Source organism: Rhizobium sp. UGM030330-04, assembly GCF_003208455.1.
In the GTDB taxonomy this organism is placed as follows: Bacteria; Pseudomonadota; Alphaproteobacteria; order Rhizobiales; family Rhizobiaceae; genus Agrobacterium; species Agrobacterium rhizogenes_A.
In genome coordinates this window covers 61,406-82,364 of the sequence record NZ_QKML01000012.1, presented here as the reverse complement: position 1 = coordinate 82,364, position 20,959 = coordinate 61,406, and the positions used below count along the sequence as shown (strand labels likewise).

Sequence of the window (20,959 nt, the reverse complement as noted above, 5' to 3'; positions counted from 1 at the left end):
ACACTATATGTTCCATATGTGTTCCGCAATCCCCTAAAATTTCGTGAAGCTGCCATCTGTTGTTTTGATGATTTGCCTGAAAGCACGCAATTGTGCTTTTCTGCCGCTGGGACTGTTCCGGTGTCGCCTTGCCGGACCCGACAGCAGGAAGCAGGAAAATGACGAAACCCTATCGCGTCGACCATCTCGTACTGCCCGTCGAGCGTCTCGACGTCGCCGCCAATCGCCTTGCAAACCTTGGGTTTACGGTCGCGCCGGCGGCTCTCCATCCGTTCGGCACACACAATGCCTGTGTTTTTTTCTCCGACGGCACCTATCTGGAGCCGCTCGCAATTGCTGACCCGGCTAAATATAACGCCTCGATTGGCAGAGGAGATGTCTTCACCGGGCGGGATCATGCCTTTCGGAAACACGTCGGAGGGGAGGGTTTTTCCGCTCTCGTCGCTGCAACCGAAGACGCCCTTGGGGATCACGACCGATTCGTGGCCTCCGGCCTGACGGCCGGTAATGTCTTTGAATTTTCGCGTCCGGTCAAAATGCCGGACGGTTCGCAGAGCGAGGCAGCCTTCCGGCTGGCTTTTGCTGCGAGCGGTTCCGCTGAGGATTTCTTCCTGTTCAGCTGCCAGCGGCTGCAGGCCTTGCCGGGCGACCGCTCGGCGCTGGAGCGCCATGCCAATGGTGTGTCCGGTCTCAGCGAGATCGTCTTGTTTGTCGGTGATGATCCGAATGCCGCACGCCTGATAGAGACGGTTTTTGGCTGCGGCGGCAAAATATCACCGGACGGTGATGTGGTTTTCGCAACCGGCAATGCGTGCATAAGATTGACTGAGAAGCCAGTCTTCAATGGATATGCGCTGAATGTTGCCGGGCAGGGTGATGCTGGACTGCGCGGCGCGGGCATCGTCCTTTCCGTCGGCGATCTTGCCGTGACAGCGGCGGCGCTTGCTGCTAATGGCGTGTTCTGCATGGAAACGGGCGGCCGTCTGGTGGTGCCCGCAGCACCCGGCCAGGGCGTTGCCTTCGCCTTCGAGGAAAAATAATGAGCGTTACGAACAATCTCAAAGTCACCGCCGGCGACGGCGCCAGCAAAGTTTCTTTCTCCAACAGCGAGCGCTTTTCGCTGATTGCCGGCCCGTGCCAGATGGAAAGCCGCGAACATGCATTCATGATCGCCGGCGTCCTGAAGGAGCTTTGTGACAAACTTGGAATCGGGCTTGTCTATAAATCCTCCTTCGACAAGGCGAACCGTACCTCGCTTTCCGGCAAGCGCGGCATCGGCCTTGAGAACGCCATGCAGGTCTTCGCCGATCTCAAGAAGGAGTTCGGTTTTCCTGTCCTGACCGACATTCACACCGAAGAGCAATGCGCCATCGTTTCCGAAGTGGTGGATGTGCTGCAGATCCCGGCCTTTCTCAGCCGTCAGACCGATCTTCTCGTTGCCGCCGCGAAAACCGGCCGCGTCATCAATGTCAAGAAGGGTCAGTTTCTGGCCCCCTGGGACATGAAGAATGTTCTGGCCAAGCTGAACGACAGCGGTAATCCGAATGTGCTTCTGTGCGAGCGCGGCGCCTCCTTCGGTTATAATACGCTGGTCTCCGACATGCGCTCGCTGCCGATCATGGCCTCGCTGGGTGCGCCCGTTGTCTTCGACGCCACCCATTCCGTGCAGCAGCCGGGCGGGCAGGGCGGTTCCACCGGTGGCCAGCGCGAATTCGTCGAGACGCTGGCGCGCGCGGCCGTGGCCGTCGGCGTGGCCGGCCTCTTCATCGAGACCCATGAGGACCCGGACAATGCGCCTTCCGACGGTCCCAACATGGTTCACCTGAAGGACATGCCGAAACTGCTCGAAAAGCTCCTGGCCTTCGACACCATCACCAAAGCCTGAAGAACCGGCGCGGTTCGTGCCAATCGATTTTAAATGGCGGGCGCTCCGTTTCTGCCGCCCGCCGTCATTGTAATTTCTTCGCCATCGTCTAAGACAGGCGACGGAAAATATCTGTTCCATTCCCAAGGGAGAGACCATGACTGCCATTACCGATATCATCGCGCGCGAAATCCTCGACAGCCGCGGCAACCCGACCGTTGAAGTCGATGTTTATCTCGAAGACGGCTCCATGGGCCGCGCCGCCGTTCCTTCGGGCGCCTCCACCGGTGCGCATGAAGCGGTTGAGCTGCGCGATGGCGGCAAGCGTTATCTCGGCAAGGGCGTGGAAAAGGCAGTCGAAGCCGTCAATACGGAAATCTTCGACGCCATCGGCGGTTTCGATGCCGAGAACCAGATCCAGATCGACCAGACGATGATCGCGCTTGACGGTACGCCGAACAAGTCGCGTATTGGCGCCAACGCCATTCTCGGTGTATCGCTTGCCGTCGCCAAGGCTGCGGCTGAAGCTTCCGGCCTGCCGCTTTACCGTTATGTCGGCGGCCCGAACGCGCATCTGCTGCCGGTTCCGATGATGAACATCATCAATGGCGGCGCCCATGCCGACAACCCGATCGACTTTCAGGAATTCATGATCCTGCCGGTCGGCGCGGAGAACATCCGCGAAGCCGTGCGCATGGGTTCTGAAGTGTTCCATACGCTGAAGAAAGAACTGTCCGCTCAGGGCCACAACACCAATGTCGGTGATGAGGGCGGTTTCGCACCGGGTCTCGAAAGCGCGCCGGCAGCGCTCGATTTCATCATGAAGTCGATCGAAAAGGCTGGCTATCGTCCGGGCGAGGACATGTATGTCGGCCTCGACTGTGCATCGACCGAATTCTTCAAGAACGGCAAATACGTTCTCGAAGGTGAAGGCCGTACGCTGGAATCCGGCGCAATGGCTGAATACCTCGCGGAGCTCGTTGCCAAGTACCCGATCATCTCCATCGAAGACGGCATGGCTGAAGACGACTGGGACGGCTGGAAGGCGCTCACCGATCTGATCGGCAATAAGTGCCAGCTGGTCGGCGACGACCTCTTCGTCACCAACTCCGCTCGCCTTCGCGATGGTATCAAGATGGGTGTCGCAAACTCCATCCTCGTCAAGGTCAACCAGATCGGTTCGCTTTCTGAAACGCTGGACGCAGTCGAAACGGCGCACAAGGCCGGCTACACCGCCGTCATGTCGCACCGTTCGGGCGAAACGGAAGATTCCACCATCGCCGACCTCGCGGTTGCCACGAACTGCGGTCAGATCAAGACCGGTTCGCTCGCCCGTTCCGACCGGCTCGCGAAATACAACCAGCTGATCCGCATCGAGGAAATGCTGGGTCCGCAGGCTGCCTACGCTGGCCGTTCCATTCTGCGCGGATAATTCGCGTCTGGTTTTACGATGCAGCCCGCCGCTTTGGCGGGCTCATTTCAGGGGTGAGCGGTATCATCCGCACTCCGTCACCCCGGACTTGATCCGGGGTCCAGCGTGATCAAGTCCTTGATCGCGGGAGACTCTTTCACGGCGCAGACGCGCCGTGGCTGGATGCCGGATCAAGTCCGGCATGACGAGGTTTCTTCTGGCGTCGTCACCGTTCTAAGCCCGCCTCCCGGCGGGCTTTTTCATGCCCATTTGCCGATTGGAATTTAAGGTCAACGGATAGTTAAACAATCCGGCTTAGTCTTCAGACTCACGTTATGCGTTTTAAGGCTTCTCTGCGGCATGTGGACCAGACATCATAAAAAGAGACGATTCGGCCGTTTGATCGTTCCGGCCATCACGATCGCTTTTCTTTCCTATTTCGGGTATCATTCCATCCATGGCGACTTCGGCCTTCAGGCGACGGAGCGGCTGGAGCGGCAGCGTCTTGCCCGCACTGCGGAGCTTGCAAAGCTGACGCAGGCGCGCACGGCACTGGAACGGCAGGTGGAATTGTTGAGTGACGGTTCGCTGGAGCGGGACATGATCGATGAGATTTCCCGTTACCAGCTGAATATGTCGCGTACGGACGAAATCGTCATCATGAACACATATTTCTAATTAACCGAAATCAGGTTAATTTAACATTTGTGATTTATTCACAGCATCTTAGCGTGAATATGTGCCATGCGTTTAAAGCATTGCTGCATGGCATTTTCTTGCATATGGTACGCGCCACTCTATCCATTCAAACGGCAACTCAGGGAGGGATGAATGGCGCCGCGAAAACCAGCGACCGTATCCGGCCGCAAGACAACGGCAAAGTCCGCAACCGAATTCACCGGCAAGAACAGCCCGGACTTCTCGAAGGAAGAAGAGCTTCACGCTTATCGTGAAATGCTTCTGATCCGCCGTTTCGAAGAAAAGGCCGGCCAGCTTTATGGCATGGGCTTCATCGGTGGTTTCTGTCACCTCTATATCGGTCAGGAAGCTGTCGTCGTCGGCATGCAGATGTCGCAGAAGGAAGGTGATCAGGTCATCACCGCTTACCGCGACCACGGCCATATGCTCGCACTCGGCATGAGCGCCCGCGGCGTCATGGCCGAACTGACCGGCCGCAAGGGCGGTCTGTCGAAGGGCAAGGGCGGCTCGATGCACATGTTCTCCAAGGAGAAACATTTCTACGGCGGCCACGGCATCGTCGGTGCGCAGGTCTCACTCGGCACCGGTCTTGCCTTCGCCAACCGCTATCGCGGCAACGACAATGTCTCCGTGACCTATTTCGGTGACGGCGCCGCCAACCAGGGCCAGGTCTACGAGAGCTTCAACATGGCTGCTCTCTGGAAACTGCCAATCATCTATATCGTTGAAAACAATCGTTATGCGATGGGCACCTCGACCGCCCGCGCCACCGCCCAGTCGAACTACTCGCTGCGCGGCCAGTCCTTCGGCATCCCCGGCATCCAGGTGGATGGTATGGATGTGCGCGCCGTCAAGGCCGCCGCCGATCAGGCGCTGGAACATTGCCGTTCCGGCAAGGGTCCGATCATTCTGGAAATGCTGACCTACCGTTATCGCGGTCACTCCATGTCCGACCCGGCGAAATACCGTTCCAAGGACGAAGTGCAGAAGATGCGCTCCGAACATGACCCGATCGAACAGGTCAAGGCACGGCTTCTGGAGCAGGGCTGGGCAAGCGAAGACGAATTGAAGGCCATCGACAAGGATGTCCGTGATATCGTCGCCGACAGCGCCGACTTCGCCCAGAACGATCCCGAGCCGGATGCATCCGAGCTCTACACCGACATTCTGCTCTGATCGGGAAAGGGAAAACCATGCCTGTAGAAATTCTTATGCCCGCCCTTTCCCCGACCATGGAGGAAGGCACGCTTTCCAAATGGCTTAAAAAGGAAGGCGACAAGGTCACGTCAGGCGACGTGATTGCCGAGATCGAAACCGACAAGGCGACCATGGAAGTGGAAGCCGTGGATGAAGGCGTCATCGGCAAGCTGCTGATCGATGCCGGCACCGAAGGCGTCAAGGTCAATACGCCGATTGCCGTTCTCATTCAGGAAGGCGAAAGCGCCGACGACATTTCCGCTTCCGCGCCGAAGGCTGAAGCCGCAAATTCCGGTTCTGATGCCGCCGGCGGCAAGACTCGCGAAGCTGCCGAAGAGCCGAGCGCTGCCAAGGAAGCCGCCAAGGTTCCGGCAGCCCCGAAGATCGACGTCGCAGCCGACCCGGATGTCCCGGAAGGCACGGAAATGGTGATGACGACGGTGCGTGAAGCGCTGCGTGACGCCATGGCCGAAGAAATGCGCGCCGACGAAAAAGTTTTCGTCATGGGTGAAGAAGTCGCCGAATATCAGGGCGCCTACAAAATCACCCAAGGCCTGCTGCAGGAATTCGGCGAGCGCCGCGTCATCGACACCCCGATCACCGAGCACGGTTTTGCCGGTATCGGCGTCGGTGCGGCGATGACCGGCCTGAAGCCGATCGTCGAATTCATGACCTTCAACTTCGCCATGCAGGCGATCGACCAGATCGTCAACTCGGCGGCCAAGACACTTTATATGTCGGGTGGCCAAATGGGTGCACCGATGGTGTTCCGTGGTCCGTCCGGTGCTGCTGCCCGCGTCGGTGCACAGCATTCGCAATGTTACGCCGCATGGTACAGCCATATTCCGGGCCTCAAGGTCGTCATGCCCTACACGGCAGCCGACGCCAAGGGTCTGCTGAAAGCAGCTATCCGCGATCCGAACCCGGTCATCTTCCTTGAGAATGAAATTCTCTACGGTCAGAGCTTCGAAGTGCCGAAGCTCGATGATTTCGTGTTGCCGATCGGCAAGGCGCGCATTCACCGCAAGGGCAAGGATGCGACCATCGTTTCCTTCGGCATCGGCATGACCTACGCGATCAAGGCGGTTGCGGAACTCGAAAAGCTTGGCATTGATGTCGAACTGATCGACCTGCGCACCATTCGTCCGATGGATCTGCCCACGGTCATCGAATCGGTCAAGAAGACCGGCCGTCTGGTCACGGTGGAGGAAGGATTCCCGCAGTCATCGGTCGGTGACTTCATTGCCAACCAGGTGATGCGCGCCGCTTTCGATTATCTCGATGCGCCGATCCTGACGATCGCCGGCAAGGATGTTCCGATGCCTTACGCGGCAAACCTCGAAAAGCTGGCTTTGCCGAACGTCGATGAAGTCGTTCAGGCCGTCAAAACCGTCTGCTACAAGTAAGGGGAGGCGTTTCGATGCCGATAAACATCACCATGCCTGCCCTTTCTCCGACGATGGAAGAGGGCAATCTGGCCAAGTGGCTGGTCAAGGAAGGCGACAAGGTCGCACCCGGTGACGTGATCGCCGAGATCGAGACCGACAAGGCGACCATGGAAGTGGAAGCCGTGGACGAAGGCACGGTTGCCAAGCTGGTCGTTCCGGCCGGCACCGAAGCCGTCAAGGTCAACGCCCTGATCGCCATCCTCGCCGCCGAAGGCGAGGACGTGGCCGAGGCGGCAAAGGGCGGCGCTGCCGCTCCTGCCAAGGCGGAAGCAAAGGCCGAGGCACCCAAGCAGGAAGCCAAGGTAGAAGCTGCTGCCCCGGCAGTCGCTGGAAACGGTTTTGTCGGTAATGCAAGTCCAGCTTCGGCTGGAGGCGACCGTGTCGGCAATGGCGCTCCAGCGTCGGCGTCCGGCGAGCGCATCTTCGCTTCGCCGCTTGCTCGCCGTCTCGCCAAGGAAGCCGGTCTCGACCTCTCGGCCGTCTCCGGTTCCGGCCCGCATGGCCGTATCGTCAAGACCGACGTGGAAAAGGCTGCCGCTTCCGGCGGTGCCAAGGCCGCACCGTCTGCAGCAGCAGCTGCTAGCGCACCGGCTCCGGCGCTTGCCAAGGGCCCTTCCGACGAAGCGGTTCTCAAGCTCTTCGAACAGGGCTCCTACGAGCTTGTGCCGCATGACGGCATGCGCAAGGTCATCGCCAAGCGTCTGGTCGAATCCAAGCAGACGGTTCCGCATTTCTACGTTTCCGTGGATTGCGAGCTCGATACGCTTCTGGCGCTGCGCGCTCAGCTCAATGCGGCTGCTCCCGAAAAGGACGGCAAGCCGGCCTATAAGCTTTCGGTCAACGACATGGTCATCAAGGCGCTGGCTCTTGCGCTGCGTGATGTGCCTGACGCCAACGTCTCCTGGACGGAAAGCGCCATGGTCAAGCACAAGCATTCGGATGTCGGCGTTGCCGTTTCCATTCCGGGTGGCCTGATCACGCCGATCATCCGTAAGGCGGAAGAAAAGTCGCTCTCCACCATCTCCAACGAGATGAAGGATTACGGCAAGCGCGCCAAGGAGCGCAAGCTGAAGCCCGAGGAGTATCAGGGCGGCACGACCGCCGTGTCCAATATGGGCATGATGGGCGTCAAGAGCTTCTCCGCCGTCATCAACCCGCCGCATGCCACCATTCTGGCGGTCGGCGCGGGCGAACAGCGGGCAGTCGTGAAGAACGGCGAGATCAAGATCGCCAACGTCATGACGGTTACGCTTTCCACCGACCACCGCTGCGTCGATGGCGCGCTCGGAGCCGAGCTGATCGGCGCCTTCAAGCGCTACATCGAAAACCCGATGGGCATGCTGGTTTGATCGGAGAGTGACATGGTGAAGTCGGTCCTCTGCTTTGGCGATTCCCTGACCTGGGGCTCGAATGCGGAAACGGGTGGCCGGCACAGCCATGACGATCTTTGGCCGAGCGTCTTGCAAAAGGCGCTCGGGCCTGACGTGCATGTGATCCACGAAGGGCTGGGCGGTCGCACCACGGCCTATGACGACCACACCGCCGATTGTGACCGTAATGGCGCCAGATTGCTGCCGACGCTGCTGCATAGCCATGCGCCGTTGGATCTGGTCATCATCATGCTCGGCACCAACGACATGAAACCGGCGATCCATGGTTCGGCCATTGTCGCCATGAAGGGCGTCGAGCGACTGGTGAAACTCACGCGCAACCACGTCTGGCAAGTACCGGACTGGGAAGCGCCTGACGTTCTAATCGTCGCGCCGCCACAATTATGCGAAACGGCCAATCCCGTCATGGGCGCGATCTTTCGTGATGCGATCGATGAATCGGCGATGCTGGCTTCCGTCTACAGGGATTTGGCCGACGACCTCGATTGCGGATTTTTCGATGCCGGCTCCGTCGCCCGCACGACGCCGGTGGACGGCGTTCATCTCGATGCTGAAAACACGCGGGCCATCGGGCGCGGGCTGGAGCCCGTTGTCCGCATGATGCTCGGACTTTGACACTCATTCTCGTTTCGGAACGGTTTGCCGTCATCCGAATAAGACAAGGCAGGATTTCCAATGGCTCAATCTTATGACGTCATCATCATCGGTTCGGGACCGGGCGGTTATATTGCCGCGATCCGCGCAGCCCAGCTCGGCATGAAGGTTGCCGTCGTGGAGCGCGAGCATCTGGCCGGCATCTGCTCCAACTGGGGCTGCATTCCCACCAAGGCTCTGCTGCGCACCGCCGATGTCATGCACACCGCCACTCATGCCAAGGATTACGGCCTGACGCTGGAAGGTTCGATCAAGCCGGACGTGAAGGCAATCGTCGCTCGCTCGCGCGGCATTGCCGCGCGCATGAATAACGGCGTCGGTTTCCTGTTCAAGAAGAACAAGGTCGATATCATCTGGGGTGAAGCAAAAATCACCAAGCCGGGTGAGATCGTCGTTGGCAAATCCACCAAGCCGGTGGTTCAGCCGCAGGGTCCGGTTCCGAAGAACACGCTGGGCGAGGGCACTTATACCGCCAAGCACATCATCGTCGCCACAGGCGCCCGCCCGCGCGCACTGCCCGGCATAGAGCCGGATGGCAAGCTGATCTGGACCTATTTCGAGGCGATGAAGCCGGAAGAGCTGCCGAAGTCGCTGCTCGTCATGGGTTCGGGCGCGATTGGCATCGAATTCGCCAGCTTCTACCGCACCATGGGCGTTGACGTTACCGTCGTCGAAATCATGAGCCAGGTCATGCCGGTCGAAGATGCGGAAATCTCCGCCTTCGCCAAGAAGCAGCTGGAAAAGCAGGGCATCAAGATTCATCTGGAGACCAAGGTTTCCAAGGTCGAGAAGGGCGCGAACTCCATCACCGCGACGCTGGAGAAGAAGGACGGCTCTTCCGAGAAGATCACCGCCGACCGGATGATTTCCGCCGTTGGCGTCGTGGCGAATGTCGAAGGCATCGGTCTTGAGGCCGTTGGCGTGAAGACCGATCGCGGCTTCATCGTCATCGACGGTTACGGCAAGACCAATGTGCCTGGCATCTACGCCATCGGCGATGTCGCCGGCCCGCCGCTGCTCGCCCACAAGGCCGAACATGAGGCCGTCATCTGCGTCGAAAAGATCGCCGGTCTGCCGAATGTTCACCCGATGGACAAGCTCAAGATCCCCGGCTGCACCTATTGCAACCCGCAGGTCGCCTCGGTCGGCCTCACCGAAGCCAAGGCCAAAGAACAGGGCCGCGACATCCGCGTCGGCCGCTTCTCCTTTGCGGCAAACGGCAAGGCGGTCGCTCTCGGCGAAGATCAGGGCATGGTCAAGACCATCTTCGACAAGAAGACCGGTGAGCTGCTCGGCGCGCATATGGTGGGTGCGGAAGTCACCGAACTCATTCAGGGCTTCGTCGTCGCCATGAATCTCGAGACGACCGAGGAAGATTTGATGCACACGATCTTCCCGCATCCGACCATTTCGGAATCGATGAAGGAAAGCGTACTCGACGCCTATGGGCGTGTGCTGAACGCATAAGTGCCGCGTGATGCCCGGCATTGTTTAACCTTGCCGGGTGTCCCATATGTCTCAACGCCGGTTCCTCAAGGGAACTGTTCTTCAGGGAGCGTGGGAATGGAAAGTGTAGGCTGGATTGCAGCAATCATCATCGGCGGTCTCGCCGGCTGGCTTGCGGGCAAGCTCATGGACATGCGCTTCGGCATCTTCATGAACATCATTCTCGGCATTGTCGGCTCGGTTGTCGCCGTCGCCGTCCTTCGCACTCTTGATGTCTTCGTGCAGGACAGCAGGCTCGGTTATTTCGTCACGTCTTTCCTCGGTGCCAGCCTTTTGCTGTTCCTGGCAAAGCTGGTACGGCGCTGAAAATGCTTCGTGACCGGAAAGGGCTTACGCTTTTTCTGGAATTGTTCTAAAGCATCCGGCCAACAGGTGTTTAGATCGCCACAGGCGATGGAAGCAGGTTTTAAATGGTCACTATTCTCGACAGAACGTCGTCCGACGAAAAGCGCATCCGCCACCCGGAAAAGGCGCATCGGCCCGATACCGAGGTCATGCGCAAGCCGGAATGGATCCGCGTCAAGGCGCCGACCTCCAAGGGCTATCACGAGACGCGCGAACTGGTGCGCAGCCACAAGCTGGTAACGGTGTGCGAGGAAGCCGGCTGTCCGAATATCGGCGAATGCTGGGACAAGAAACACGCGACCTTCATGATCATGGGTGAAATCTGCACCCGCGCCTGCGCCTTCTGCAACGTCGCGACCGGCAAGCCCAATCCGCTTGACATGGACGAGCCTGAGAATGTCGCCAAGGCCGTCAAGCAGATGGGCCTTTCCCACGTCGTCATCACCTCGGTGGACCGCGACGATCTCGCCGATGGCGGTGCTGAACATTTCGAAAAGGTCATCTGGGCGATCCGTGCTGCGTCTCCGACGACGACCATCGAAATCCTGACCCCCGACTTCCTGAAGAAGCCCGGTGCGCTGGAGCGTGTCGTGGCCGCCAAGCCCGATGTCTTCAATCACAATATGGAAACCGTTCCAGGCAATTATCTGACGGTCCGCCCCGGCGCACGCTATTTCCACTCCGTGCGCCTCCTGCAGCGGGTGAAGGAACTCGATCCCACCATGTTCACCAAGTCGGGCATCATGGTCGGCCTCGGCGAAGAGCGCAACGAAGTGCTTCAGCTGATGGACGACCTGCGCAGCGCCGACGTGGATTTCCTGACTATCGGCCAGTACCTGCAGCCGACCCGCAAGCACCACAAGGTCGAGGCCTTCGTGACGCCGGAAGAGTTCAAGTCCTACGAAACGGTCGCCTATACCAAGGGCTTCCTGATGGTGTCTTCCAGCCCGCTGACCCGTTCCTCCCACCATGCCGGCGACGATTTTGAGCGCCTGCGTGCAGCCCGCGAGAAGAAGCTGCTGGCGGCTGCGGAGTAAGTAGGCGTTAGGACGATTGGATTGCGCCCACGTGGTGCAATCTACCTACTCCGTCATTCCGGCCTTGAGCCGGAATCCAGCCATCGCGGCTCTCGCGCGGCTGGGAGAGTCTTTTCAGCCCAAGGACTTGGGCTGGCTGGATACCGGCTCAGGGCCGGTATGACGGAAGAAGAATGTCCAGAAAGCCCCAGCATCCCATTTAGGCCACAACCTTCTCAGGCCGGTGCGCCCGCATGCACAGCACGACGCTCAGTACCACGGAACATATTGCCACGACCTCAATAAGTGTTGGGCCGCGTCCTTCCCAGATAAAGCCGTAAAGCAGCGCAAACAGCGTTTCGAACAGGATCATCTGTCCGACCAGGGTGAGTGGCAGCAGGCGGCTCATGCGGTTCCAGAAGGCATTGCCGAGAATGGAGGCGGTGAAACCGAGCCCGGCGGCGATGGCGGTGAAATGCAGCCAGTCTCCCGTGCTATGGCTTTCCCCACCAAATCCGAAGGCCGGAATGGCGAGCAGCAGCGCAAGCCCGCCGGTTACGACACCCGTCATCATGTTCCAGTCATCGGCGCTGACATCGTGAAGACGCGACAGCCAACGGGCATTGCCGACAGCAAAGGCCGTCCATGAAGCCAGCGCCCCGAGCGCACAGGCAAGGCCGATGATACGGGACACATCCAGCCCGGCATCGTTTTCCGTCAGCGACTGCCAGGAAATGCCGATAATGCCAATGGCACCGAAGGCAAGCGACGGCCACAGCCGCTTCAGCGACACCGCGCCATGATCGCGGCTGCCGATGATGGTGACGGCGACGGGCAGGAAGCCGATGATGATGGAGGTGAAAGCAACACCGCTCAGCTTCACCGCCGTTGATATGAAGACGTAATAGGCGATATTGCCGATCATGCTCAGCCAGCCGAGCGCAAACCATTCCCGCGCGCCGAAATGCGCCGATACCCGTTTCAGACGCGGTCCGATGATGATGAGGGAAATCAGCCCGTAGGTGAGATAACGTGCCGTCGACAGTTGCAGGGCCGAAAAATCCGGCACCAGTTTTGGGGCGAGAAAGATACCCCCCCACAGCGCACCCGCCAGCATGCCGTAAAAAACACCGAGACCTGTTCTGTTGTTCATGTCATGTCACATCCGCATTCGCATTTGCCCGCGATGTGCCACAGCCCCTTGCGGCTGTCTTGACAAAAACTCCTGAGGATTTGTCCGCCGCTATGATTGGGGGGTTTTAGAGGGTTGTGCGTTTATAGCGGATCGAGGTGCGTGTGGCTTTACCCCCCTCTGCCCTGCCGGGCATCTCCCCCTCAAGGGGGAGATCAGCAGGAGGCGCTACCGCCACTTCATTCGCAAACGTTGAAAGAGGCGAGACGCAGCCGCTTGTCGATCTCCCCCCTTGAGGGGGGAGATGCCCGGCAGGGCAGAGGGGGGTAAAGCCACACGCACCCCTCGATCCGCTGTGAACGGACGACCTCCTGAAAGCTCAAATCTAATGAATGCCGAGGTTCCGGCGATAGGTGGCCGGCGTTTCACCCACCGTATTGCGCATGGCGCGGGTCAGCGCCGTCTGGTCGGAAAAACCGGCCCTGAGCGCGATTTCCGCAATCGGCAGGCTGGATTGGCTGAGGAGCGTGCAAACCTTGTCCATGCGCAACCCGGCAAGCCAACGGTGAGGCGGGAGACCGAATTCTTCGAGAAACAACGCGTGCAGGCGGCTGTCGCTGATCGTCACGCAGGCCGCCAGCATCTCGATCGTCCAGGGAAAGAACGGCTCCGCCCTGACGACTGCACTGAGTTTGCGCAGGCGTTGGCGGATATCGGCTTTTTCAGTCGCGAGACTATCCACCAGCAGTGGCGCCCAGATCCCGGCGACATCGTCGCGCCGCCCGTCGGTTTTGATGAGGCCGCGCATATAGGCGATCAATTGCCGTGTGTCCGGGGCAATATCGAGAAACGGCACGCGGGCGAATCTCTCCAGCGTCTGTTCGGAAACGGCACTTTCATCGATATCGACCACCAGCGAGTGATTGCTTGCCGTCGCTTCCTGTGTATGCGGTGCATCACGGTGGATGAAGACACCACGTCCGGTCGACAGTTCATCCTGCCGCCCCGCCACATCGATCCGCAGGCGGCCAGAAACCGGAAGAACGATCTGCACGAAACCGTGCCGCTCTTTCGGTCTTTCCTGCCTGTAGGTTCTGATATCGGCCGATGCGGATGTCATGACGCTGTCGTTTCCATTGTGCAAAGAAATGGCCGCCTCGAAAAAGCGGCCAGTTTCATCGTTGATTATGACATCGTCTTGAAGATTGGGCCAGCCGGCTTTATCGCTCAGCTATACGAAACGGCAATTAACAGTCTTCCTTGGCGGTCGATTCGCCGCGTTTGCGCTTGCGCAGAACCGGCTTGTTCTCTCTCGCCTCGCATTTTGCAACGTCAATAAGGTAGGCAAGCACGGGCATGCCGTTCATCGATGCGAGTTGCTTGGCGGATTCGAGAAGGTTGATGATGTTGGAAAAATCGTCCATCGGCTCACTCAGTGGCTCAAAGCGGTTATGTGTCGGGTCTGAACCCAAAGATGAATACGCGTGGGGAAATCGGGAGTGCCCGGCGCGTTTGCATCCAATGGGTGTAATATTAGTCGCAAATAAATAGCAATCCCTGCGACGGGGTTGCAATAGTCAATTTTCCGTAACTGCCATGCGCAACGACAATACCCGCCTGGGTGCAGATATCCTTGCCGCAGGCAATCTCCCCGGTCATGACGAGGTTATGCGATGCCGAACTATCTTGAGACAGTGGAAGATGCTGCGACGATCGTCGCCGGGGCGCAACGCATCATGGTCGTCGGCTGTTCCGGCGGCGGCAAGTCGACGCTCTCGCAAAAGCTCGCAAGCAAATTTGGGCTTCGTTATATCTCCATGGACCGTGAAATTTTCTGGCTGCCCGGCTGGCAGGCGCGCCCGCGCGAGGAGCAGCGGCAGAGGATAGCCGCCATCATCACCGAAGAGCGCTGGCTGATGGACGGCAGCAATCCATCCTCGTTCGACATGCGACTGCCGCGGTCCCACATCGTCCTCTGGGTGCGCATGCCGCGCTGGCTCTGCCTGTGGGGTGCCGTCAGCCGGGCGATCAGGGGGTATGGCAAGGCGAGGCCGGAAATGGCGGAGGGATGCCCCGAACGGATAGACGTCGATTTCCTGCGCTATATCTGGAACTTCGAACGGCGTCATGCTCCGCTCTTCGAGCAGAATTTCGCGCTTTATGGCGGCGATGTGCCTGTATTCCAGCTGAAAAGCCGAAAACAGTTTCGCCGCCTTCTTGATCTTCTTGTTGCCGGGGATTAACTGCCGCTTATGCCACAGTTCGAAACGCATCGCCTCGTCAAACACTCGCCAGACCGCATGTACGACCTCGTCGCCGATGTGGAAAAATATCCGCAGTTTCTGCCGCTTTGCGAGGCGCTCATTGTCCGCTCGCGCAAGGAACGCGATGGCAAGGTGCTACTGGTGGCGGATATGACGGTGGGCTACAAGGCCATTCGCGAGACCTTCACCACGCAGGTGCTGCTGAACCCGGCCGAGCGCGCCATCGATGTGAAATATATCGATGGGCCCTTCAAATATCTCGACAATCGCTGGCGTTTCGAAGAATCGGAAGATGGTGGCTCGGCCATTCATTTCTTCATCGATTATGAATTTAAAAGCCGCCTGCTCGGCGCCGTCATGGGGTCGATGTTCGACCGGGCTTTCCGCATGTTTGCGGAAGCCTTCGAGACCCGCGCCGATAAAATTTACGCCGACCCGGCCTGATTGAGGGCAATCAGCATCTCAAGTGCGGTTCTGACGGTCGCAAGCCGGATTTCCGTGCGGCCGATCTCGCCGTAACGCATTTCATGATGCAGGATTTTACCGCCGCGCGCCTTGGCGGCCAGATGCACCAGGCCAACGGGCTTGTCGGCCGAACCGCCGCCCGGACCGGCAATACCGGTCACGGCCACGGCAAAATCCGCGCGTGAGCGGAACAGCGCGCCATGCGCCATCTGCAGCGCCGTCTGTCGGGATACCGCGCCGAATGTGGCAAGCGTGCCAGTGCCAACCCCCAGCATGTCCATCTTGGCTTCGTTCGTATAGGTGACGAAACCACGGTCGACGACGGCGGAGGAGCCGGCAATCTCTGTCAGGGCACCGGCGATCAGGCCGCCCGTGCAGCTTTCGGCGGTCGAGACCATGAAGCCACGGGCGGTGAAATCAGAGATGATCCGCCGCGCCAGTTCTTCTATGTCAGCGGGAAAGAGGCTCATAACGGTCTGCCCCTGTAAACGACGGTAGCGGTGGCGATTGCCGCGATACCCTCACGGCGGCCGACGAAGCCGATCGTCTCATTGGTCGTCGCTTTCACCGAGCAGCGCTCCAGCGCAATTCCGAGCATGTCGGAGAGCGCTTCGCGCATGGCCTGCCGGTGCGGACCGATGCGTGGCGCCTCGGCGATCAGCGAGACATCGGCATTCATGATCGTGCCGCCATTGTCGCGCACCACCTTGGCCGCATGTTCGAGGAAGATGCGCGAGGCCGCCCCCTTCCATTGCGGATCGGAAGGCGGGAAGTGATCGCCGATATCACCGGCACCACAGGTGGCGAGCAGCGCATCCGTCAGCGCATGCAAAGCCACATCCGCATCCGAATGACCTTTGAGTTTCTGGTCGTGTTCGATGAAGACGCCGCAGAGTGTCACACCGTCTCCGGCCTCCAGCTGGTGCACGTCGTAACCATTGCCGGTGCGCACGTCGGGCAATGCGTGAGAGAGCTTTTCATCGGCCATGGCGATATCCCGCTTGAGAGTGAGTTTCACGTTGTCGACCGAACCTTCGGTCAGCGTCACCGGCAGTCCCGCCCATTCGGCAATCGACGCATCATCGGTAAAATCGGACTTTCCCGAGGCGGCAGCGGCGCGATGCGCTGCGAGAATGTCATCATAAGCGAAGCTCTGCGGGGTCTGCGCGGCATAAAGTCCCTGACGGGAAACCGTCTCCACGACGCGGTCATCCGAACCGCGTTTCAACGTGTCGGTAACGGGCAGGGCAGGCAGAACGCCCCGAGCGCCTTCCGCGTGCAGCGCCACGATACGCTCCAGCATGTCCGTGGCGACGAAAGGCCGCACGGCGTCATGGATCATCACATGGGTGAGATCGTGGGAGGAGAGCGCCTCCAGCCCCGCCAGCACCGATTGCTGGCGTGTCGCGCCGCCCGTCACCGTGACGATCCGCTCACCGGCATCAAGCCGCTCAAGGATCGGCGACAGCAGTGCTGCATCGTCGGCATGGCTGACGATCACGATGGGGCAGGCGCTGTCCCAGCCCAGAAAGGTCGATACCGTGTGCTCGATGACGGCTCTGCCGCCGATCGGGCGATATTGTTTCGGCCCTTCCTCGGGGGAGCCTGCCCTTTCGCCGCGCCCGGCGGCGACGATGACGATGCCGAGTTTCATAGTACTTTCCTGCATTGGTCATATGCTTTGCGCGCAACCCTTAACGGTTGACAGTCCTGCTCTAGCGTTTCAAAACCCGGATGGCCAGCCCGATAAGACGCGCATTTACCCTGCACGCCGCAGGATCGTCCGGCATGGCATGTCCCGAACCTGCACAATTTGCCACCGACCGCAAAACAGGCAGGCAGCCGCGCAGCAAATAAAAGATGCAACCCTCTAAAAGTGCTTGGCAACTGCGCAAACACTGTCTAAAAATAATGCAAATAACCCTTCTGCATGAAAGATCATCAGTTGCCCCTTCCGCAGTTGTCAGAACCGTTTAGCATCGGCTCAGTCACGATCCGTAATCGTGCCGTGCTGGCGCCCATGTCGGGCGTGACGGATCTGCCGTTCCGACAGCTTGCCTGGCGTTATGGCGCTGGCCTTGTTGTCACGGAAATGGTGGCAAGCCGCGAACTCGTCGCCAACCGAGGGGAATCCTGGGCGCGGCTGAAAAATGCCGGCATGGTTCCGCATATGGTGCAGCTTGCCGGGCGCGAGGCGCATTTCATGGCCGAGGCAGCGAAGATCGCGGCCGATAACGGCGCGGGAATCATCGATATCAATATGGGTTGTCCGGCCAAGAAGGTGACGGGGGGCTACTCCGGTTCGGCGTTGATGCGCGATCCAGATCATGCGCTCTCTCTGATCGAGGCGACCGTCAGTGCGGTTGATGTGCCCGTGACGCTGAAGATGCGGCTCGGCTGGGACGAAAACACCATCAACGCGCCCGAAATTGCCCGCCGCGCCGAAGCGGCAGGGGTTCAGCTCATCACCATTCACGGCCGCACCCGTATGCAGTTTTACGAGGGACGGGCGGACTGGAATGCCATCCGCGCCGTTCGCGAGGTGATTTCCGTGCCGCTGATCGCCAATGGCGATGTCGAGACTGCGGAAGATGCGCGGGAAATTCTCCGCCGTTCAGGTGCGGATGCCGTCATGGTCGGGCGTGGCGCGCAGGGGCAACCCTGGTTGCCGGCTGTGCTGGCCGGGCACGCCGCCCCGCAACACGCCGAGATCGCTGGTATTGCCGTCGAGCATTACGAGATGATGCTGGAATTTTACGGAAGGGAAGCCGGTCTCCGGCATGCCCGCAAACATCTGGGCTGGTATCTCGATCGTTTCGCGATTGAGAGCGCCACGCCTGACAAGGCTAAAATCATGACATCGCGTGACACGGGGGAGGTGGCTGATCTGCTGCGCTCTGCCCTTAGCGAAAATGCGGGCGAAGACGCCGCAAGGAAGGCCGCATGAGCGCTGACAAACACAGCCCGGCAGATGGAAACCCGCTTGCCATGGCGGTTCTGAACGCGGTGCAGAACCCCGTTATTCTGGTGGATGCCGAAGGTTTCATCGCCTTCGCCAATTGGGAAGCCGAAGCCTTTTTCGGAGCGAGCGCCTCCCATCTCGCCCGCTACCGCGTCTCCACCTTCATTCCCTTCGGCAGCCCTCTTCTGGCGCTGATCGATCAGGTGCGGGAGCGTCGCGCGCCGGTCAACGAATACCGCGTCGATCTGAGTTCGCCGCGTCTTGGTCAGGACAAGCTGGTCGATCTTTATGTCGCGCCCGTTGTCAGCGAACCGGGATCGGTGGTCGTCGTCTTTCAGGAACGGTCGATGGCCGACAAGATCGACCGGCAACTGACCCATCGTGCCGCCGCCCGTTCCGTCACGGGCCTTGCCTCGATGCTCGCGCACGAGATCAAGAACCCGCTGTCCGGCATTCGTGGCGCCGCCCAGCTGCTGGAGACTTCGGTTGCCGATGAAGACCGGGCGCTGACGCGGCTGATCTGCGACGAGACCGACCGCATCGTTTCGCTGGTCGACCGCATGGAGGTGTTTTCCGACGAGCGGCCGGTGGATCGCGTGCCGGTCAATATCCACTCCGTGCTCGATCATGTGAAGGCCATCGCCAAGGCCGGCTTTGCCCGCAATATCAAGATTTCGGAAAATTACGACCCGTCGCTGCCGCCGGTTTATGCCAATCGCGATCAGCTGGTGCAGGTCTTCCTCAATCTGGTGAAGAATGCGGCGGAAGCCGTGGGCAACCAGCCGGATGGCGAGATCATCCTCACCACGGCCTATCGTCCCGGCATGCGGCTTTCGGTCGCCGGCAGCCGCGAGCGTATCTCGCTGCCGCTCGAATTCTGCGTGCATGATAATGGTCCGGGCGTTCCGGCCGATCTCCTGCCGCATCTTTTCGATCCCTTCATTACCACCAAGACGAATGGTTCGGGCCTCGGGCTGGCGCTTGTCGCCAAGCTGATCGGCGCCCATGGCGGCATTGTCGAATGCGACAGCCAGAACCATCGCACGACTTTCCGCGTATTGATGCCCGTCTCGCCGGAAGTGGCGCTCGACGACAGCACTTTGCCGAACACGACAGGAAATGACCTATGACAGCTACGATCCTCGTCGCCGATGATGATGCCGCAATCCGCACGGTGCTGAACCAGGCGCTGAGCCGCGCCGGTTACGACGTGCGCATCACCTCCAATGCCGCAACGCTCTGGCGCTGGGTTTCGGCAGGTGAGGGCGATCTTGTCGTGACCGATGTCGTGATGCCCGATGAAAACGCCTTCGATCTTCTGCCGCGCATCAAGAAGGCCCGCCCGGACCTGCCGGTTCTGGTCATGAGTGCGCAGAACACCTTCATGACGGCCATCAAGGCGTCGGAAAAAGGCGCTTACGATTACCTGCCGAAGCCCTTCGATCTGACGGAACTGATCGCCATCATCGGTCGCGCCCTGTCGGAGCCGAAGCGCAAGCCGGCCAAGCTCGATGACGACATGCAGGACGGCATGCCGCTCGTTGGCCGCTCGGCGGCGATGCAGGAAATCTACCGCGTTCTCGCCCGCCTGATGCAGACCGACCTGACGCTGATGATAACAGGTGAATCCGGTACGGGTAAGGAACTGGTGGCCCGCGCGCTGCATGATTACGGCAAACGCCGCAACGGCCCCTTCGTCGCCATCAACATGGCGGCAATTCCGCGTGACCTGATCGAATCCGAACTCTTCGGCCATGAGAAGGGTGCCTTCACCGGCGCGCAGAACCGCTCCACCGGCCGTTTCGAGCAGGCCGAGGGCGGCACGCTCTTCCTCGATGAAATTGGCGACATGCCGATGGATGCGCAGACGCGCCTGCTGCGTGTGTTGCAGCAGGGCGAATATACGACGGTGGGCGGTCGCACGCCTATCCGTACCGATGTCCGCATCGTCGCTGCCACCAACAAGGACCTGAAACAGTCGATCAATCAGGGCCTGTTCCGCGAAGACCTTTATTATCGCCTGAACGTCGTGCCGCTGCGCCTGCCGCCGCTGCGTGACCGCGCCGAGGATATTCCCGATCTGGTGCGCCATTTCATCCAGCAGGGTGAGAAGGAAGGTCTTGAGGGCAAGCGTTTCGAGAGCGAAGCTCTTGAGGTCATGAAGGCCTATGCCTGGCCGGGCAACGTGCGCGAGCTGGAAAACCTGATCCGCCGCCTGATGGCGCTTTATCCGCAGGAAGTCATCACCCGCGAGATCATCGAGCAGGAACTGCAGTCGGATGTTCCCGACAGCCCGCTCGACAAGATGGCGGTTCGCACCGGTTCGCTCACCATTTCGCAGGCGGTGGAAGAAAATATGCGGGATTATTTCGCCAGCTTCGGCGATGGCCTGCCGCCGCCCGGCCTTTACGACCGTGTGCTGCGCGAACTCGAATACCCGCTGATTCTCGCCGCCCTGACGGCGACGCGCGGCAACCAGATCAAGGCTGCCGATCTTCTTGGCCTGAACCGCAATACGCTGCGCAAGAAAATCCGCGAGCTTGGTGTTTCCGTCTATCGCAGCTCCCGCCCCACGTGAGAATGTTGACAAGGTCGCATTTGTCGT

The 20,959-nt window shown here is 59.8% G+C and carries 21 protein-coding genes; 16 read left to right on the top strand and 5 right to left on the bottom strand.

Annotation, left to right across the window (positions count from 1 at the left end):
• The first annotated feature begins 158 nt into the window (after nt 1-158).
• From N434_RS18440 to lipA, 11 genes are all read left to right on the top strand, one after another.
• Nucleotides 159-1,040: a VOC family protein gene (locus N434_RS18440; RefSeq protein ID WP_110759800.1), complete on the top strand. Its 882-nt coding sequence runs from the start codon at nt 159-161 to the stop codon at nt 1,038-1,040.
• Nucleotides 1,040-1,885, top strand: coding sequence for a 3-deoxy-8-phosphooctulonate synthase (gene kdsA, locus N434_RS18435; protein ID WP_110759798.1), 846 nt, complete (start codon nt 1,040-1,042; stop codon nt 1,883-1,885). The genes N434_RS18440 and kdsA overlap by 1 nt, the downstream gene beginning before the upstream one ends.
• A 136-nt stretch (nt 1,886-2,021) precedes the next feature.
• The gene (gene eno, locus N434_RS18430; RefSeq protein WP_065115527.1) at nt 2,022-3,296 is read left to right on the top strand and encodes a phosphopyruvate hydratase; all 1,275 of its coding nucleotides are present in this window, start codon (nt 2,022-2,024) and stop codon (nt 3,294-3,296) included.
• 339 nt (nt 3,297-3,635) lie between these two features.
• Nucleotides 3,636-3,953 (top strand): FtsB family cell division protein, encoded by a 318-nt coding sequence (locus N434_RS18425; RefSeq protein ID WP_065115528.1) that lies wholly within the window; start codon nt 3,636-3,638, stop codon nt 3,951-3,953.
• 153 nt (nt 3,954-4,106) lie between these two features.
• Nucleotides 4,107-5,150, top strand: coding sequence for a pyruvate dehydrogenase (acetyl-transferring) E1 component subunit alpha (pdhA, locus tag N434_RS18420; RefSeq protein WP_065115529.1), 1,044 nt, complete (start codon nt 4,107-4,109; stop codon nt 5,148-5,150).
• A 17-nt stretch (nt 5,151-5,167) separates the two neighbouring features.
• Nucleotides 5,168-6,577: a pyruvate dehydrogenase complex E1 component subunit beta gene (locus tag N434_RS18415; RefSeq protein WP_110759796.1), complete on the top strand. Its 1,410-nt coding sequence runs from the start codon at nt 5,168-5,170 to the stop codon at nt 6,575-6,577.
• Nucleotides 6,578-6,591: 14 nt separating this feature from the next.
• On the top strand, nt 6,592-7,968 hold the full coding sequence (locus tag N434_RS18410; RefSeq protein ID WP_110759795.1) for a pyruvate dehydrogenase complex dihydrolipoamide acetyltransferase: 1,377 nt from the start codon (nt 6,592-6,594) through the stop codon (nt 7,966-7,968).
• Between the two features lie 12 nt (nt 7,969-7,980).
• Nucleotides 7,981-8,625, top strand: coding sequence for an SGNH/GDSL hydrolase family protein (locus tag N434_RS18405; protein WP_110759793.1), 645 nt, complete (start codon nt 7,981-7,983; stop codon nt 8,623-8,625).
• A gap of 60 nt (nt 8,626-8,685) precedes the next feature.
• The gene (gene lpdA, locus N434_RS18400; protein ID WP_110759792.1) at nt 8,686-10,131 is read left to right on the top strand and encodes a dihydrolipoyl dehydrogenase; all 1,446 of its coding nucleotides are present in this window, start codon (nt 8,686-8,688) and stop codon (nt 10,129-10,131) included.
• Between the two features lie 96 nt (nt 10,132-10,227).
• Nucleotides 10,228-10,476, top strand: a complete 249-nt coding sequence (locus N434_RS18395; protein WP_065115534.1) for a GlsB/YeaQ/YmgE family stress response membrane protein — start codon at nt 10,228-10,230, stop codon at nt 10,474-10,476.
• Nucleotides 10,477-10,580: 104 nt separating this feature from the next.
• Nucleotides 10,581-11,552: a lipoyl synthase gene (gene lipA / locus N434_RS18390; RefSeq protein ID WP_065115535.1), complete on the top strand. Its 972-nt coding sequence runs from the start codon at nt 10,581-10,583 to the stop codon at nt 11,550-11,552.
• 199 nt (nt 11,553-11,751) lie between these two features.
• On the opposite strand, the gene N434_RS18385 is transcribed toward lipA, so the two are convergent.
• From N434_RS18385 to N434_RS25815, 3 genes are all read right to left on the bottom strand, one after another.
• Nucleotides 11,752-12,684 carry a DMT family transporter gene (locus N434_RS18385; RefSeq protein ID WP_110759791.1) on the bottom strand — a complete coding sequence of 311 codons (933 nt, stop codon included), beginning with the start codon at nt 12,682-12,684 and terminating at the stop codon, nt 11,752-11,754.
• 364 nt (nt 12,685-13,048) lie between these two features.
• The gene (locus N434_RS18380; RefSeq protein ID WP_110759789.1) at nt 13,049-13,783 is read right to left on the bottom strand and encodes a helix-turn-helix transcriptional regulator; all 735 of its coding nucleotides are present in this window, start codon (nt 13,781-13,783) and stop codon (nt 13,049-13,051) included.
• Between the two features lie 127 nt (nt 13,784-13,910).
• Complete coding sequence (locus tag N434_RS25815) at nt 13,911-14,087, bottom strand: hypothetical protein (RefSeq protein ID WP_003496171.1); 177 nt, start codon at nt 14,085-14,087, stop codon at nt 13,911-13,913.
• A 249-nt stretch (nt 14,088-14,336) separates the two neighbouring features.
• On the opposite strand from N434_RS25815, the gene N434_RS18370 reads away from it, so the two are divergent.
• The gene (locus N434_RS18370; RefSeq protein ID WP_110759787.1) at nt 14,337-14,906 is read left to right on the top strand and encodes a P-loop NTPase family protein; all 570 of its coding nucleotides are present in this window, start codon (nt 14,337-14,339) and stop codon (nt 14,904-14,906) included.
• Nucleotides 14,907-14,915: 9 nt separating this feature from the next.
• A complete protein-coding gene (locus N434_RS18365; RefSeq protein ID WP_065115539.1) occupies nt 14,916-15,371 on the top strand; it encodes a type II toxin-antitoxin system RatA family toxin in 456 nt (151 codons plus the stop codon).
• Here N434_RS18365 and N434_RS18360 read toward each other — a convergent pair.
• Together N434_RS18360 and N434_RS18355 are read right to left on the bottom strand one after the other, a co-directional pair.
• Nucleotides 15,353-15,862: a CinA family protein gene (locus N434_RS18360; protein ID WP_110759786.1), complete on the bottom strand. Its 510-nt coding sequence runs from the start codon at nt 15,860-15,862 to the stop codon at nt 15,353-15,355. The genes N434_RS18365 and N434_RS18360 overlap by 19 nt on opposite strands.
• Nucleotides 15,859-17,046, bottom strand: coding sequence for a bifunctional 2-C-methyl-D-erythritol 4-phosphate cytidylyltransferase/2-C-methyl-D-erythritol 2,4-cyclodiphosphate synthase (locus tag N434_RS18355; RefSeq protein WP_110759784.1), 1,188 nt, complete (start codon nt 17,044-17,046; stop codon nt 15,859-15,861). Before N434_RS18355 ends, N434_RS18360 begins: the two co-directional genes overlap by 4 nt.
• A gap of 276 nt (nt 17,047-17,322) precedes the next feature.
• Here N434_RS18355 and dusB point away from each other — a divergent pair, with 276 nt between their 5' ends.
• Genes dusB through ntrC form a run of 3 tightly spaced genes read left to right on the top strand, consistent with a single transcriptional unit; the run spans nt 17,323 to nt 20,932 of the window.
• Nucleotides 17,323-18,339: a tRNA dihydrouridine synthase DusB gene (gene dusB, locus N434_RS18350; protein ID WP_110759782.1), complete on the top strand. Its 1,017-nt coding sequence runs from the start codon at nt 17,323-17,325 to the stop codon at nt 18,337-18,339.
• Nucleotides 18,336-19,484, top strand: a complete 1,149-nt coding sequence (locus N434_RS18345) for a two-component system sensor histidine kinase NtrB (RefSeq protein ID WP_110759781.1) — start codon at nt 18,336-18,338, stop codon at nt 19,482-19,484. Before dusB ends, N434_RS18345 begins: the two co-directional genes overlap by 4 nt.
• Nucleotides 19,481-20,932 (top strand): nitrogen regulation protein NR(I), encoded by a 1,452-nt coding sequence (gene ntrC, locus N434_RS18340; RefSeq protein ID WP_003521350.1) that lies wholly within the window; start codon nt 19,481-19,483, stop codon nt 20,930-20,932. The genes N434_RS18345 and ntrC overlap by 4 nt, the downstream gene beginning before the upstream one ends.
• Nucleotides 20,933-20,959 lie beyond the last annotated feature (27 nt).